This is a genomic window from Embleya sp. NPDC127516 (assembly GCF_044765325.1).
GTDB lineage: Bacteria > Actinomycetota > Actinomycetes > Streptomycetales > Streptomycetaceae > Embleya.
This window is the reverse complement of sequence record NZ_JBIWJT010000026.1, coordinates 38,014-52,598: the sequence shown is the minus strand read 5'-3', so window position 1 is coordinate 52,598 and position 14,585 is coordinate 38,014. Positions and strand designations below refer to the sequence as shown.

The 14,585-nt window shown below is 72.3% G+C and carries 12 protein-coding genes; 8 read left to right on the top strand and 4 right to left on the bottom strand.

Features of this window, described 5'->3' with window-relative positions:
- Positions 1-98: 98 nt before the first annotated feature.
- Positions 99-1,466, top strand: a complete 1,368-nt coding sequence (glmM, locus tag ACIRL2_RS37140) for a phosphoglucosamine mutase (RefSeq protein ID WP_395871670.1) — start codon at positions 99-101, stop codon at positions 1,464-1,466.
- A 21-nt stretch (positions 1,467-1,487) separates the two neighbouring features.
- On the opposite strand, the gene ACIRL2_RS37135 is transcribed toward glmM, so the two are convergent.
- A complete protein-coding gene (locus tag ACIRL2_RS37135) occupies positions 1,488-2,462 on the bottom strand; it encodes a DUF389 domain-containing protein (protein WP_395871668.1) in 975 nt (324 codons plus the stop codon).
- 19 nt (positions 2,463-2,481) lie between these two features.
- A complete protein-coding gene (gene coaA, locus ACIRL2_RS37130; protein WP_395871666.1) occupies positions 2,482-3,450 on the bottom strand; it encodes a type I pantothenate kinase in 969 nt (322 codons plus the stop codon).
- A 93-nt stretch (positions 3,451-3,543) separates the two neighbouring features.
- Between coaA and glmS the strand changes: the two genes are divergently transcribed.
- A complete protein-coding gene (gene glmS, locus ACIRL2_RS37125) occupies positions 3,544-5,394 on the top strand; it encodes a glutamine--fructose-6-phosphate transaminase (isomerizing) (protein ID WP_395871664.1) in 1,851 nt (616 codons plus the stop codon).
- Between the two features lie 99 nt (positions 5,395-5,493).
- Here the strand turns inward: glmS and ACIRL2_RS37120 are convergent, their stop codons facing one another.
- Positions 5,494-6,033 carry a MarR family winged helix-turn-helix transcriptional regulator gene (locus ACIRL2_RS37120; RefSeq protein WP_395871662.1) on the bottom strand — a complete coding sequence of 180 codons (540 nt, stop codon included), beginning with the start codon at positions 6,031-6,033 and terminating at the stop codon, positions 5,494-5,496.
- A gap of 112 nt (positions 6,034-6,145) precedes the next feature.
- Here ACIRL2_RS37120 and ACIRL2_RS37115 point away from each other — a divergent pair, with 112 nt between their 5' ends.
- The 6 genes from ACIRL2_RS37115 (at position 6,146) to tsaE (ending at position 12,175) form a co-directional block, all read left to right on the top strand.
- A complete protein-coding gene (locus ACIRL2_RS37115; protein WP_395871660.1) occupies positions 6,146-7,102 on the top strand; it encodes an EamA family transporter in 957 nt (318 codons plus the stop codon).
- 106 nt (positions 7,103-7,208) lie between these two features.
- Positions 7,209-7,577, top strand: coding sequence for a holo-ACP synthase (locus ACIRL2_RS37110; RefSeq protein WP_395871658.1), 369 nt, complete (start codon positions 7,209-7,211; stop codon positions 7,575-7,577).
- Between the two features lie 11 nt (positions 7,578-7,588).
- Complete coding sequence (locus ACIRL2_RS37105) at positions 7,589-9,055, top strand: NAD(P)H-hydrate dehydratase (RefSeq protein WP_402238233.1); 1,467 nt, start codon at positions 7,589-7,591, stop codon at positions 9,053-9,055.
- Between the two features lie 131 nt (positions 9,056-9,186).
- Positions 9,187-10,359: an alanine racemase gene (gene alr / locus ACIRL2_RS37100; RefSeq protein WP_395871828.1), complete on the top strand. Its 1,173-nt coding sequence runs from the start codon at positions 9,187-9,189 to the stop codon at positions 10,357-10,359.
- Positions 10,356-11,498, top strand: coding sequence for an alpha/beta fold hydrolase (locus ACIRL2_RS37095; RefSeq protein WP_395871654.1), 1,143 nt, complete (start codon positions 10,356-10,358; stop codon positions 11,496-11,498). Before alr ends, ACIRL2_RS37095 begins: the two co-directional genes overlap by 4 nt.
- A gap of 158 nt (positions 11,499-11,656) precedes the next feature.
- Entirely contained in the window at positions 11,657-12,175 is a 519-nt protein-coding gene (gene tsaE / locus ACIRL2_RS37090; protein ID WP_395871652.1) for a tRNA (adenosine(37)-N6)-threonylcarbamoyltransferase complex ATPase subunit type 1 TsaE, read from the top strand.
- A 73-nt stretch (positions 12,176-12,248) separates the two neighbouring features.
- Here the strand turns inward: tsaE and ACIRL2_RS37085 are convergent, their stop codons facing one another.
- Entirely contained in the window at positions 12,249-14,564 is a 2,316-nt protein-coding gene (locus ACIRL2_RS37085) for a transglycosylase domain-containing protein (protein ID WP_395871650.1), read from the bottom strand.
- Positions 14,565-14,585 lie beyond the last annotated feature (21 nt).

The window sequence follows — 14,585 nt, the reverse complement described above, 5'->3', positions numbered from 1 at the left end:
GCCCCCGGGGCCTGATGCATTTTCCGGCGGTACTCCTGGGGGAGTGGCGTCGCGAGGTAGTGTCCGAGACATCCGGAATGTATGCGGGAGATCCAACTGTGGGACGACTCTTCGGTACGGACGGCGTGCGTGGCCTGGCGAATGGCCGGCTGACCGCGGAACTGGCGCTCGATCTGGCGGTCGCCGCCGCGCGGGTGCTCGGATCACGCGGCCGGGACGGGATTCCGCAATCAGGGCACGGCCGCAGGCCGTTCGCCGTGGTGGGTCGTGACCCCCGGGCCTCCGGAGAGTTTCTCGAGGCGGCCGTGGTCGCGGGTCTGGCGGGCGCGGGTGTGGACGTGTACCGCGCCGGCGTGTTGCCGACGCCGGCGATCGCCTACCTGACCGGGCTGCTCGGCGCGGACATGGGCGTGATGCTCTCGGCGAGCCACAACGCGATGCCGGACAACGGGATCAAGTTCTTCGCGCGGGGCGGGCACAAGCTGCCCGACGACGTGGAGAACGAGATCGAGGCGCTGCTGGGCACCGCGTGGGAGCGGCCGACCGGGTCCGGGGTGGGCCGGGTACAGGACCATCCCGAGGGCCACGAGCGCTACGTCGAGCACCTGCTGTCCTCGCTGCCGCATCGCCTGGACGGGCTCAAGGTCGTGGTGGACTGCGCGAACGGCGCCTCCTCGGCGGTGGCGCCGGACGCGTTGCGTCGGGCCGGGGCCGAGGTGATCGCGATCCACGCGGAGCCCGACGGGCTGAACATCAACGACAACTGCGGTTCCACGCACATGGACGCGCTGCGGGCGGCCGTGGTCGAGCACGGCGCGGACGCGGGCATCGCGCACGACGGCGACGCGGACCGGTGCCTGGCGGTGGACGCGCGCGGCGAGTTGGTCGACGGCGACGCGATCCTGGCGGTGCTCGCGCTGGCGATGCGCGACGGCGGACATCTCGTGGAGAACACGCTGGTGGCCACCGTGATGTCCAACCTGGGGCTCAAGCTGGCCATGCAGGCCGCGGGCATCAAGATGGTGGAGACCGCGGTCGGCGACCGCTACGTGCTGGAGGCGATGCAGGCCTCGGGCCTGTCGCTGGGCGGCGAACAGTCCGGCCACGTGGTGTTGTTGGATCACGCCACCACGGGCGACGGCACGCTGACCGCGCTGCGCCTGCTCGCGCGCGTCGCGGAGACGGGCACGCCGCTGCACGAGTTGGCCTCGGTGATGACGCGCCTGCCGCAGATGTTGGTCAACGTCGCCGGGGTGGACCGCACTCGGGTGCACACCACGCCCGAACTGGCCCAGGCCGTCGCGCTGGCGGAGAAGCGATTGGGGGACACCGGCCGGGTGTTGCTGCGTCCCTCGGGCACCGAGCCGTTGGTGCGGGTGATGGTCGAGGCGCAGACGCACGACCAGGCGCACGACGAGGCCGCGGGTCTGGCCGAGGTCGTGCGGACCCTGCTCGCGCTCGAGTAGCACGGCCGAACCCCCGCGGGTTCACGATGACTTCCCGGCCCCCGTCGTACGCGACGGGGGCCGTTGTTTCGCGCGGGCGGCCTGCAGGCTCCACAGGCCGCGCTGGACGAGCAGGGTGAGGGTGCCCGCGAGCACGATGCCGACCAGGTTCAGGCCGAGTTGGCCCAGGGAGCCGGCCGCCTGCCGGTAGTCGGCGTACCGGATGGCCACCGACGCGTTCGCGGCCGCGGGCACGGTGGTGACCGAGATCAGTACGCCGATCAGCGCGCCGGACTTGGCGCTGGTCAGCGAGAGCATGCCCGCGACGCCGGCGAGCAGCGCGACCCAGAACGACAACCAGTCCGGTTGGAAGATGAACTCGGTGAGTGGGCGCGAGCGTTCGAGCATTTCGCGGTCGAACAGGCCGAACGCGCCCAGGAGCGCGGTGAACGCCATGGTGACCGCCATCGCCACCGGGAAGCCGATCAGCAGCGCGAGCGCGGAACGGCCGGCGAGTCGGGGCTTGCGCTGCACGGTGGCCACGCACAGTCCGGCGAGCGGGCCGAACTCGGGTCCCACCACCATCGCGCCGACGATCAGGATCGGGTTGTCCAGCAGTACACCGCACGCCGCGATCATGGTGGCCACCGTCAGGAAGGCCAGGAAGGTCACCGAGAGGGTGGACTCCTCGGAGGTGGCCTCCTCGATCTCCTCCCAGACTACGGAGTCGGCGCTGTCGCCCGGCGCGTTCCGCTCGGCCTGGTCCGCGGACCGGGACAACATCACGTCCAGGTCCTCGAGCGCGATCGCACCGTCGTCCTCCAGGCCCAGCGCGCGCAGGTCGGCGAGCACCGCGCTGGTGGTCTCGCGCGCGAGATCGCAGGCGATCACGTCACCGGGGGGTTGCACCGCCGCGCCCGGCCACACCACCAGGTGGGTCGCTCCCGGTTCGCCGAGCAACAGGTCGCGCACGGCGGCGCTGCGGTCGGCCGGGACGATCAGGCGCAGATGGAACATCCCGTGACGGTACCGCCCTTCACAGCTTGCGCAGTCGCAATCTGCTCACCGCGTGCTCCGCATCCTTTTGCAGTACCAGCGTGGCGCGGGCGCGGGTGGGTCGGATGTTCTGCACCAGGTTGGTCTCGTTGATGGTGGCCCACGTGTTCTCCGCGTAGCGCAGCGCGTCCTCGGGGGTCATCACCGCGTACTTGCGGAAGTACGAGGCCGGGTCGCGGAACGCGGTCTGGCGCAGTTTGACGAAGCGTTCCAGGTACCAGCGGCGGATGTCCTGGGTGCGGGCGTCCACGTACAGGCTGAAGTCGAAGAAGTCGGACAGCGCGAGCCGGGGGCGGCCGTCGGCGGTCGGCGAGGCGGGTTGCAGCACGTTCAGGCCCTCGACGATCAGGATGTCGGGCCGGTGGATGGTCAGCCGCTCGTTCGGCACGATGTTGTAGGTCAGGTGCGAGTACACCGGCGCGGTGACCTCGGGCTTGCCCGCCTTGACGTCGGCGACGAAGCGCACCAGGGCGCGTCGGTCGTAGGACTCGGGGAAGCCCTTGCGGTGCATGATCCCGCGGCGCTCCAACTCCTCGTTGGGGTAGAGGAAGCCGTCGGTGGTCAGCAGTTCGACGTGCGGGTGGTCGGGCCAGCGGGCGAGCAGTTCGCGCAGGATGCGGGCGGTGGTGCTCTTGCCCACCGCGACGCTGCCCGCGACGCCGATCACGAACGGTATGCCCGGGTTCTCGCCGTTGCCCAGGAACGTGGTGAGCGCGCGGCCCAGGCCCCGGGTGGCGCCCACGTAGAGGTTCAGCAGCCTGGACAGCGGCAGGTAGACGTCGGAGACCTCGTCGAGGTCGACCACGTCGCCCAGGCCGCGCAGGCGTTCGAGTTCGTCGGCGGTCAGCGGCAGCGGCGTCCCGGCCCGAAGCCGGGTCCAGGCGGCGCGGTCGAGTTCGACGAAGGGGGACAGGTCGCGAGCCGGCCCCTGAGCCGCGAAGGAGTGCACGTGCCTATTGTCCCGAGTGTGCGCCCACGCGCCGTCGCCGGGCCGTCGAACGCGTTTCCGCCGGCCCGATGTGGACCCCGTAGGCTGGCCCCCATGTGCGGGATTGTGGGATATGTGGGCGCTCAATCGGCGCTGGACGTGGTCATCGGCGGGCTCAAGCGGCTGGAATACCGCGGTTACGACTCGGCCGGGGTGGCCGTGCTCTCCGCCGGTGCCCTGGTGAGCGAGAAGCGCGCCGGGAAGCTGGCCAACCTGGTGGGCGCGCTGGCGGAATCGCCGCTTCCGGTGGGGACGTGTGGCATCGGGCACACGCGGTGGGCCACCCACGGTGCGCCCAACGACGCGAACGCGCATCCGCATCTGGACAACGCGGGTCGGGTCGGCGTCGTACACAACGGGATCATCGAGAACTTCGCCGCGCTGCGCGCCGAGTTGGCCGAGCGCGGGCACAAGCTCGCCTCGGAGACCGACACCGAGGTGGTCGCGCACCTGCTGGCCGAGGAGTTCGCGGGCGCCGGCGAGGACCTGGCCGAGGCGATGCGCCGGGTCTGCCGTCGGCTGGAGGGCGCCTTCACCCTGGTCGCGGTGCACGCGGACGCTCCCGACGTGGTGGTCGGTGCGCGCCGCAACTCGCCGCTGGTGGTCGGTCGCGGTGTCGGCGAGAACTTCCTCGCCTCGGACGTGGCCGCGTTCATCGAGCACACGCGCGAGGCGATCGAGCTGGGCCAGGACCAGGTGGTCGAGCTGCGCCGGGACGCGATCACGGTGACCGACTTCGACGGCGCGCCCGCGGCCATTCGCGAGTACCACGTGGACTGGGACGTGTCGGCCGCCGAGAAGGACGGCTACGACTACTTCATGCTCAAGGAGATCGCCGAGCAGCCCAAGGCGGTCGCCGACACGCTGTTGGGCCGGATCGGCACCGACGGGCGCCTGGTGCTCGACGAGGTGCGGATCGCGGACGAGGTGCTGCGCGAGATCGACAAGGTCGTGATCATCGCCTGCGGCACGTCCTTCCACGCGGGCCTGATCGCCAAGTACGCGATCGAGCACTGGACCCGCGTGCCCTGCGAGGTCGAGCTGGCCAGCGAGTTCCGCTACCGCGACCCGATCCTGGACCGGCAGACGCTGGTGGTGACCATCTCGCAGTCCGGCGAGACGATGGACACGCTGATGGCCCAGCGGCACGCCCGCGAGCAGGGCGCCAAGGTGCTGGTCATCTGCAACACCAACGGCTCGACGATGCCGCGCGAGGCGGACGCGGTGTTGTACACGCACGCGGGCCCCGAGGTCGCCGTCGCCTCGACCAAGGCGTTCCTGACCCAGTTGGTCGCCTGCTACCTGGTCGCGCTGTACCTGGGCCAGGTGCGCGGCACCAAGTGGGGCGACGAGATCACCGAGGTGATCGAGCAGCTCGCGGCGATGCCGGAGATGGTGGACAAGGTCCTGGACACGATGGAGCCGGTGCGCGAGCTGGCCCGTTCGCTCAAGGACGCCGGTTCGGTGTTGTTCCTGGGCCGGCACGTGGGCTACCCGGTGGCGCTCGAGGGTGCGCTCAAGCTCAAGGAGCTGGCGTACATGCACGCCGAGGGCTTCGCGGCGGGAGAGCTCAAGCACGGTCCGATCGCGCTGATCGAGGAGGGCCTGCCGGTCGTGGTGGTGGTCCCGTCGCCGCGTGGGCGCTCGGTGCTGCACGACAAGATCGTGTCCAACATCCAGGAGATCCGGGCCCGCGGCGCACGCACCATCGTGATCGCCGAGGAGGGCGACGAGGCGGTCGTGCCGTACGCCGACCACCTGGTGCGCATCCCGGTCACGCCGGTGCTGCTGCAGCCGCTGGTGTCCACCGTGCCGTTGCAGGTATTCGCGTGCGAGCTGGCCACGGCCAAGGGCCACGAGGTGGACCAGCCGCGCAACCTGGCGAAGTCGGTCACGGTCGAGTAGTCCGACCCGATCCTCGACCGCCCCGCGCCCCCTCATCGAGAGGGGGCGCGGGGCGGTTTCGCGTTTCGGGCGGGGCGCTCGGGGCCGGATCGGTTCGGGTCAGCCCAGGTGGGTGTCGCCCTGGGCGATCAGGAGCTTGCGCAGCAGGGCGTTGAGCTGGTCGCGCTCGCTTTCGTCGAGGACGGCGAGGAAGCGGCCCTCGTTCTCCAGGTGGCCGACGAGGATGTCGTCCACGAGCTTGACGCCCTCGGGGGTCAGCTTGACCAGGACCGAGCGGCGGTCCTCGGCGCTGACCGAGCGCTCGACCAGGCCCTTCGCGGTGAGCTTGTCCACCCGGTTGGTGATCGCGCCCGACGTGACCATCGCCGAGCGCAGCAGCGTGCCCGCGCTGACCCCCTCGACGCCGCCGGAGCGGCGCAGCGTGGCCAGCACGTCGAACTCGGAGAAGTCGAGCCCGTAGCGGGCGAAGTAGGTGCGCAACGTCTGGTCGATGAACCGGCGCAGCCGGTTCATCCGCCCGACGGCCGCCATGACGTCGAGGCTCTCGGGAGCGATGTCGGGCCGCTCCCGGTGCCATTGGTCCCAGACGTCGTCGATCGCGTCGCGGATGTCTGTCTCGGATGTGCCGCGTTCGGTCATGCCGCCAATTTATCTCAACGCTCATCTACTTGACGCTCACAGAAGGAGGGTATTTACTTATCTCAACGTTCAGATAGTTACTGCTCGCAAAACTAGCGTTGAGGTGAATGGCATGGCGGTTCAGGGTGGTAGCAGGGGGATCGGTCGGGTGGGGATGCTCCTGGCGACGGCCGTGGCCCCGGCCACGTGGGGGACCACCTACCTCGTGACCACGGAGATGCTCCCGGCCGACCGGCCGTTGCTCGCGGCCGGCGTGCGGGCGTTGCCCGCGGGTCTGCTCCTGGTCGCCATGTCCAGACGGCTGCCGACCGGGGTGTGGTGGTGGCGCTCATTCGTCCTGGGGATGCTCAACGTCGGGTTGTTCTTCCCGCTGATCTTCGCCGGCGCGTACCGCCTGCCCGGTGGTGTCGCGGCCACCATCGGCTCGGTGTCGCCGCTGATCGTCGCGGGCCTGTCGTTCCTGATCCTGAAGGTGCGGGCACAACCGCGGGTGCTGCTCGCCGGCGTCGGCGGCGTGGTCGGCGTCGCCCTGCTCGTGCTCAGCTCGGAGGCGGAACTCGACCCGATCGGTGTCGGCCTGATGCTGCTGGCCACCACCTTGATGGCGATGGGCGTGGTGATGTCGGCGCGCTGGGGTCGACCCGAGGGGGTCTCGCTGTTGGCCACCACCGGATGGCAGCTCACCGTCGGCGGCATGGTGATCGTCCCGATGATGTTCGCGATCGAGGGCATGCCGCCGGTGCCCACCGGCCGCAACCTGCTCGGCTTCGGCTACCTGGTGCTGATCGGCACCGCGCTCGCCTACGTGCTGTGGTTCCGCGGCATCGAGCGCCTCGGCGCCGGCGTGGCGTCCTTCCTCGGCCTGGTCAACCCGGTGGTCGCCACGCTGGCCGGCCTGGTCGTGCTGAGCCAGACGCTGACCGCGCTCCAGGTGCTCGGGCTGCTGATCGCCCTCGGCGCGATGTTGCTCGGCCAGTGGCAGCCGCGGCGCCGCACCGAGGTGCGCGTCGAGCCGCCGGTGACTCTCGTCAACGAGCGCAACCGGGCCGACGTCGTCGAGGCGTCGTGACCCGAGAGCGCCCACGAGCCCACCGGGCCGCACCCCCGCCGGGGGTGCGGCCCGGACTCGTCGTGGGCCGGGGCGCCGGCGGCCCCGGTGTTTGTAGGCTCGGGCCGTGATCATCGGTGTGGGTATCGACGTCGCGGACATCGCGCGGTTCGGGCAGTCGTTGGAGCGGACCCCCGGGTTGGCCGATCGGCTCTTCACCGAAGGGGAGCGTTGGGTGCGGTCCGGGCAGGAACGCGGCGTCGCGTCCCTGGCCGCCCGGTTCGCCGCCAAGGAGGCCCTGGCCAAGGCACTCGGCGCGCCCGGCGGCCTGCACTGGCTGGACGCCGAGGTGACCACCGAGGATTCCGGCCGGCCGCTGCTCGCGGTGACCGGCACGGTCGCCGCGCGGGCCTTCGAACTGGGCGTGCGGCACTGGCATGTGTCGCTCAGCCACGACGCGGGCATTGCTTCCGCTGTCGTCATCGCCGAGGGCTGAGGGGGTCGCGCATGCGCGCAGCGCACGACGTCGAGCAGGTGCGTGGCGCGGAGGCCGCGCTGTTGGCCACGTTGCCCGAGGGCACGCTGATGCGGCGCGCCGCGACCGGCCTGGCGAATACGTGCGCCCGACTGCTCGGCCGGGTCTACGGCACCCGGGTCGCGCTGCTCGTGGGCAGCGGCGACAACGGCGGGGACGCGCTGTACGCGGGCGGCATGCTGGCCCGACGCGGCGCGCGGGTGGACGCGTTGCTGCTCGCGCCGGAGCGGGCCCATCCGGCGGGCCTGGCGTGGGCGCGGCGGGCCGGCGTACGGGTGTGGGACGCCGGCGCGCCGGACCGGGCCGACACGATCGACCTGCTCGGGCGGGCCGACCTGGTGCTCGACGGCATCGTCGGGATCGGCGGCAAGGGCGCGCTGCGCCCACCCGCCGCGGAACTGCTCGCGCACGTGCGGGATTCGATCGTGGTCGCGGTCGACGTGCCCAGCGGGGTGGACGCGGACACCGGGCGGGTCGAGGGCGCGGCGGTACGGGCCGATGTCACGGTCACCTTCGGCACCTACAAGCCCGGCCTGCTGGTCGACCCCGGAGCGCAGTACGCCGGCGTGCGGCACCTGGTGGACATCGGGCTCGACCCGCACCTGCCGACGTCACGGGTGGACGTCCTGCAACACGCGGACGTGGCCCGGCTGTTGCCCGCTCCCACGGGGGAGAGCGACAAGTACTCGCGCGGGGTGCTCGGCGTGGTCGCCGGCTCGCCCCGATACCCCGGCGCGGCGGTGCTCGTGGTCGGCGCGGCCGTGCGCGGCGGCGTGGGCGCGGTCCGCTGCGCGGGTCCGGCCGAGGTGTTGCGCCCGGTGCTCGCGGCCTGGCCGGAGACGCTGGCGACCGAGGCTGCCCCGGTCGACGCCGGTCGGGTGCAGGCCTGGGTGGTGGGACCGGGCCTGGACACCGACCAGGACGCCCAGGCGCGCTGGGCGGGCGTACTGCACGGCTCGGCGCCGGTGCTGGTGGACGCGGACGGACTGACCCTGCTCGCCCGGGCGAAACCCGGCACCTGGCCGACTCCCGCGCTGCTCACCCCGCACGCGGGAGAGGCGGTGCGCCTGTTCGCCGCCGCCGGGGTCGTCACGACCCGCGAACGCGTCGAGGCGGAGCGGCTGGAGCACGCGTGCCGGCTCGCCGCGCTCTACGACTGCGTGGTGCTGCTCAAGGGCTCCACCACGGTGATCGCCGCGCCCGACGGCCGGGTCCGGATCAATCCCACCGGCACCCCGTGGCTGGCCACCGCGGGCAGCGGCGACGTGCTCTCCGGCCTGGCCGGCGCGCTGCTCGCGGCGGGCCTGGACCCGCTGGACGCCGGTTCGGCGGCCGCCTACCTGCACGGCCTGGCCGCCCGCGCGCTGCCCGGTCCGGTGACCGCGCCGGACCTGATCCGGGCGCTGCCCGCGGTGTGGGCGGACGTCACAGGCACGTGACAGGGAGACCGCCCCGGCACGGGCCTGCCACACTGGGAGTCTTGAGCTCCGGGATGCCCGGCACCGGATCCCGTCCGGAGCCGGGACGCGGGCTCTCGTCGATGACCGTCGTCGGAAGGACCACCAGCCACATGCGTGCCGAGGCGCGGATCGATCTCGATGCCATTCGGGACAACATCGCGGCCGTCCGGGCTCGGGTGGGCTCGGCGGCGGTGATGAGCGTGGTCAAGGCGAACGCCTACGGACACGGCCTGCTCCCGTGCGCGCGGGCGGCCCGTGCGGGCGGCGCCGCGTGGCTGGGCACCGCGGTGGTCGAGGAGGCGCTCGCGTTGCGCGCGGCCGGCGACACCGGGCGCGTGCTCACCTGGTTGTGGGCCCCGGGCGACCGCTTCGAGGACGCGGTGCGCGCCGATGTGGACATCTCGGTGAGCGGGCTCTGGGCGATGCGCGAGGTGGTGGACGCCGCACGGGCGAGCGGCCGGACCGCGCGCGTGCACCTCAAGGCGGACACCGGCCTGGGCCGCAACGGTTGCCTACCCGCCGACTGGCCGGCCCTGGTCGATGCCGGGCTCAAGGCCCAGGCCGACGGCGCCGTCGAGGTGGTCGGCCTGTGGTCGCACTTCGCCTGCGCGGACGAGCCCGGACACCCCTCGATTGCGGTGCAACTGGCCGAGTTCACCGAGATGCTGGCGCACGCCGAGGGCTGCGGGGTCACCCCCGAGGTGCGGCACATGGCCAACTCGCCCGCGACGCTGCTGCTGCCCGAAGCGCACTTCGACCTGGTCCGGGTGGGCTTGGTCAGCTATGGCCTGTCGCCCGTGCCGGAGGTCGGCGGCCCCGCCGACTTCGGGTTGCGCCCGGCGATGACGCTGGCGGCGAACCTGGCCGGGGTCAAGCGGGTTCCGGCCGGGCACGGCGTGTCCTACGGGCACTCGTGGATCGCGCCGCGCGAGACCACGCTCGCGCTGGTGCCCACCGGCTACGCGGACGGCATCCCCAGGAACGCGAGCAACGCCGGTCCGGTCCTGGTGGCCGGCCGCCGGCGCACGATCGCCGGCCGGGTGGCGATGGACCAGTTCGTGGTCGACCTCGGCGACGACCCGGCCGCCGCGGGCGACGAGGCGATCCTGTTCGGGCCGGGCGATCGGGGCGAGCCCACCGCGGAGGACTGGGCGGTGGCGACCGGCACGATCAGCTACGAGATCGTCACCCGGATCGGCGCGCGGGTGCCTCGCGTCTACACCGGGACGACCGCCGCCGGGACGACAGCCGAAACGGCCGCCACCGGGACGGGCGCGCCGTGAGCACCCCCGTGCCGGGCCCCTCCGGCGGCGGTCGTGCGCTCGGCCGCCGGGCCGGCATCGTGGGCGCCGCGGTCGGTGTGCTCGCGGCCGGCGCCGCCGCGGGCGTGGCGATCGAGCGGATGACCGTCGGCCGCGCGTTCCGCCGCCGGACCGAGGCGCAGATGGACGCGCTGGCGGAGTTCGGCACGCTGCGCGGCGAACCGCACATCGTCACCACCGGCGACGGCGTCGAGTTGTACGCCGAGGTGGACGGCAGGCGTGACGCGGCGGTGACCGTGGTGCTGTGTCACGGCTACTGCCTCGACATGGACTGCTGGCACTACCAGCGGGCCGAACTGCGCGACGAATACCGACTGGTGTTCTACGACCAGCGCAGCCACGGCCGATCCGGCCGGGGCGCTCCGGAGACCTCGACGATCGACCACCTCGGCGCCGACCTGTACACGGTGCTGACGGAACTGGCGCCCGAGGGCCCGCTCGTGCTGCTGGGCCACTCGATGGGTGGGATGACCATCATGGCGCTGGCCGATCAGCACCCCGAGTTGTTCGGGGACCGGGTGATCGGCGTCGCGCTGATGAACACCTCGGCGGGCCGCTGGGCGACGGTGACGCTGGGCATTCCCGCGGCCGGCGCCCGGCTCGTGCACCGGATCGCGCCCGGGTTGCTGCGTACGCTCGGCCGGCGGGCCGCGCTGGTGGAGGCGGGTCGGCGGGCGGCCCGCGACCTGGTGTACCTGTTCACCGAGCGGTACGCGTTCGACTCCGAGGTGGACCCGACCCTGGTGCGGTTCACCGACCGGATGATCTCCGGTACGCCGATCGACGTGATCGCCGAGTTCTTCCCGGCCTTCGAGGCACACGACAAGATGGCCGCGCTGCCGGCGCTGGCGGGGGTGGAGACGCTCGTGGTGGGCGGCGAGGGCGACCTGATCGCGCCGGCCACGCACAGCGAGGCGATCAAGGAGGCGCTGCCCGGCGCCGAGTTGCTGATCGTGCCGCAGTCGGGGCACCTGACCCCGCTGGAGCATCCGGTGGTGGTCAACGCGGCGGTGCGCGATCTTCTCGCGCGCGCCACGCGTGCACCCGGGCGGCGCGCCGGGCGATCCGGCGGGCACGCGCGCGGCGGATCGTCCGCATAGGTCGGAATCGACGCGAGCCGTGATCCTGCGGGACAGTGATCCCGGGTGATGACCCCGAGCGATGGTCCCGGGAAGCCGGGACGACTCGGGGAGGGCGGGCCCGAAGCGGTTCGGGTTCGCGAGTTCGGCGTGGTGGGAGTGCTGAAGTGGTGCGAAGTGTGACGGTGACGGTCGCCGGCGGCGCGGACACGCGCGCGCTCGGTGCCCGTCTGGCCAAGTTGCTGCGGGCCGGCGATCTGATCGTGCTGTCCGGCGGCCTGGGCGCGGGCAAGACCACGCTGACCCAGGGCATCGGGGTCGGCCTGGGAGTGCGCGGCGCGGTGACCTCGCCGACGTTCGTGATCGCCCGGGTGCACCCCTCCGAGGTCGGCGGCCCGGCCCTGGTGCACGTCGACGCCTATCGGCTCGGCGGTTCGGCGGACGTCACCGCCGAGATCGACGGCCTGGACCTGGACGCCTCGCTCGACGAGTCGGTGACCGTCGTGGAGTGGGGCGAGGGCATGGTCGAGGAACTGACCGAGGACCGCCTGGACATCGCCATCGCGCGTGACGCGCTCGGGCCGGACGCGCTCGCGGAGAGCGCGACCGACTTCGCCGGCGACGAGGTGCGCACGATCCAGGTGACCGGGGTCGGCGCCCGCTGGGCGAGCATCGACCTCGACGCGTTGGCGGGCTGACCCGGACCGGGATCGACCGGCCCGGACCCGGACCCGGACCCGGACCCGGACCGGGACCGAGGCCCTGGGCCGGTCAGGTGACGGCCGCCGCCGGGGACTCGGGCGCGTCGGGGGACTCGGGCACGTTCGAGGGCGGGCGGCTGGTCGCGCCGCCGCCACCCGAACCGCCCGGCGGGGCGGACGTGTCCGGCGGGCGGGTGCCGGTCGCCGGGGGCGTGGTCGGCGGAGCGGTGGTGCCGGTGTCGCCGGTCGGCGGACCGGTGGTCGCGGTGGCCGGCGCGCTGGGCGTGGCGGTACCGGTGTTCGGCGGCACCAGGCTGGTGTCCGGCACACCGAGGCCGCCGGCGGTCTCCTCCGGGAAGTCGGTCGCCTTCTGCCCGGCGAGTGCGGCACGCATGTAGGTCGTCCACATCCGGGTCGGCAGGTTGCCGCCGTCCACCCGGTCCAGTCCGGCGACCCCGGACAGGGACAAGAACGCGTGCGTCTCGGCGTCCTCGCGGAACATGCCCATCGAGGTGGACAGGTCCGGGGTGTAGCCGACGAACCAGGCCGAGCGGTTGTCGTCGGTGGTGCCGGTCTTGCCCGCCGCCGGGCGGTTCAGCGCCTGTGCGCGAAATCCGGTGCCGCTGTCCACGACGCCGCGCAGCACCTGGGTGACCGCGTTCGCCTGCTGGTTGTCGTAGGCGTCCTCGGTGTCGTGATCGGGCAGGTCCACGGTGTCGCCGGAGCGGGTCAACCGGTCCACCGGGTAGGGCGCGCGCTGTTTGCCCTCGGCCGCGAACGTGGCGTACGCCGAGGCCATGTCCAGCGCGCTGGGGGTAGAGGTGCCCAGCGACACGGACGGGATCGGTTGCAGCCCCGGCGTGCTCGCGGGCAGCCCCGCGTCCACCGCCGCCCGCACCACCCGGTCGGGGCCGACGTCCATGCCCAGTTGGGTGTAGACGGTGTTCACCGACTTGTCCATCGCCCGGGCCAGGGTGATCTGCCCGTAGTCGACGCCGTCCTCGTTGCCCGGTTGCCAGGGCACGCCGTCCTGCAGGACGGGCTTGCCGTTCGGGTAGCGGATCACCACGTTGTCGTTGCCGTTGTAGACCGTGCGCGGGCTGATCCGGTCCCGCCTGCCGTCGCGGTCCTGCACGCCGTCGCGCAGACCGGCGGCCAGCACGAACGGCTTGAACGTGGAACCGACCTGCACGTCGCGGCGGGTGGCGTCGTTGACGAACTGCCGGACGTAGTTGGGGCCGCCGTAGATCGCGACGATCCGGCCGCTGCCCGGCTCCACCGACGCCGCGGCGACGCGTACGCCGACGTCCGCGGAGCGCTCGGCCGGATCCAGCGACTGGGCGAGCTGGTCCTGCACGGTCTGCTGGAGCACCTCGGTCGTGCGCTTGTCGAACGTCGTGGTGATCGCGTAGCCGCCGGCGTCGAGCCGGTCCTCGTCGACCACGTCGTGGTCGAGCAGGTAGCGCTTGGCCATCTCCACCAGATAGCCGTTGACGCCGGCCAGGTTGGCCGCCGGACGCGGGTCGATCGGCTCCGGGAAGACCATGCCGGCGCGCTGCTCGGGGGTGAGCCACTTCTCCTTGACCATGCCGTCCAGGACGTAGTCCCAGCGTGCGAGTACCCGCCGCCGGCCCGCCTCGGTGGTGTTCCGGACGTCGTTGGCGCTGGGCGCGTTCAGCAGCACCGCCAGGTAGGCGCCCTGCTCGACGGTGAGTTGCCCGACGTCGATGCCGTAGTACGCCTGCGCGGCGGCCTGGATCCCGTACGCGCCGCGGCCGAAGTACACGCTGTTGAGGTAGCCGGTGAGGATCTCGTCCTTGGAGACGGTGCGGTCGAGTTTGACCGAGATGATCGCCTCCTTGAACTTGCGGCCCAGCGTCTGCTCCTGGGTCAGGTAGACGTTCTTGACATACTGCTGGGTGATCGTCGAACCGCCCTGGAGGCCGCCCGAGCCACCCGCGGCGTTGCGCAGCAGGGCGCGCACGGTGCCGGTGATCGATACACCGGCGTTGGAGAAGAAGGAGCGGTCCTCGGCGGCGAGCACCGCGTGCTGCACGTCGATCGGGATCGCGGCCAGCGGCACGGTCTGCCGGTTGGTGGTGCCGGTGCGGGTGATCTCGCTGCCGTCGCTCCAGTACCAGACGTTGCTCTGCTGCCGGGCCTGGGCGTTGACGGTGTGCGGAACCGGGGTGACCGCGTAGACCAGACCCACGGCGGCGAACAGGCCGGACAGGACCAGCAGGACGAAGGTGAGCAGGTGCTTGAACGAGGGCAACCAACGCCGGAGTCCCCGCCGATTGCTCCGGGGGTAGTCGAACAACCTGCGCCGGGGAGTCGGCCCCTGGACGTCGCCGGGACCGCTCGGACCGGAGGAGTCGTGCGCCACGCCGCCACCATTTCCTCGGTG

What these genes read in the sequence shown, in the direction of transcription:
- ACIRL2_RS37105 (WP_402238233.1), top strand. Translation starts at nt 7,589, where the DNA reads ATGCGCGCAGCGCACGACGTCGAGCAGGTGCGTGGCGCGGAGGCCGCG.
- alr (WP_395871828.1), top strand. Translation starts at nt 9,187, where the DNA reads ATGCGTGCCGAGGCGCGGATCGATCTCGATGCCATTCGGGACAACATC.
- ACIRL2_RS37120 (WP_395871662.1), bottom strand. Translation starts at nt 6,033, where the DNA reads ATGACCGAACGCGGCACATCCGAGACAGACATCCGCGACGCGATCGAC.
- ACIRL2_RS37135 (WP_395871668.1), bottom strand. Translation starts at nt 2,462, where the DNA reads ATGTTCCATCTGCGCCTGATCGTCCCGGCCGACCGCAGCGCCGCCGTG.
- glmS (WP_395871664.1), top strand. Translation starts at nt 3,544, where the DNA reads ATGTGCGGGATTGTGGGATATGTGGGCGCTCAATCGGCGCTGGACGTG.
- ACIRL2_RS37115 (WP_395871660.1), top strand. Translation starts at nt 6,146, where the DNA reads ATGGCGGTTCAGGGTGGTAGCAGGGGGATCGGTCGGGTGGGGATGCTC.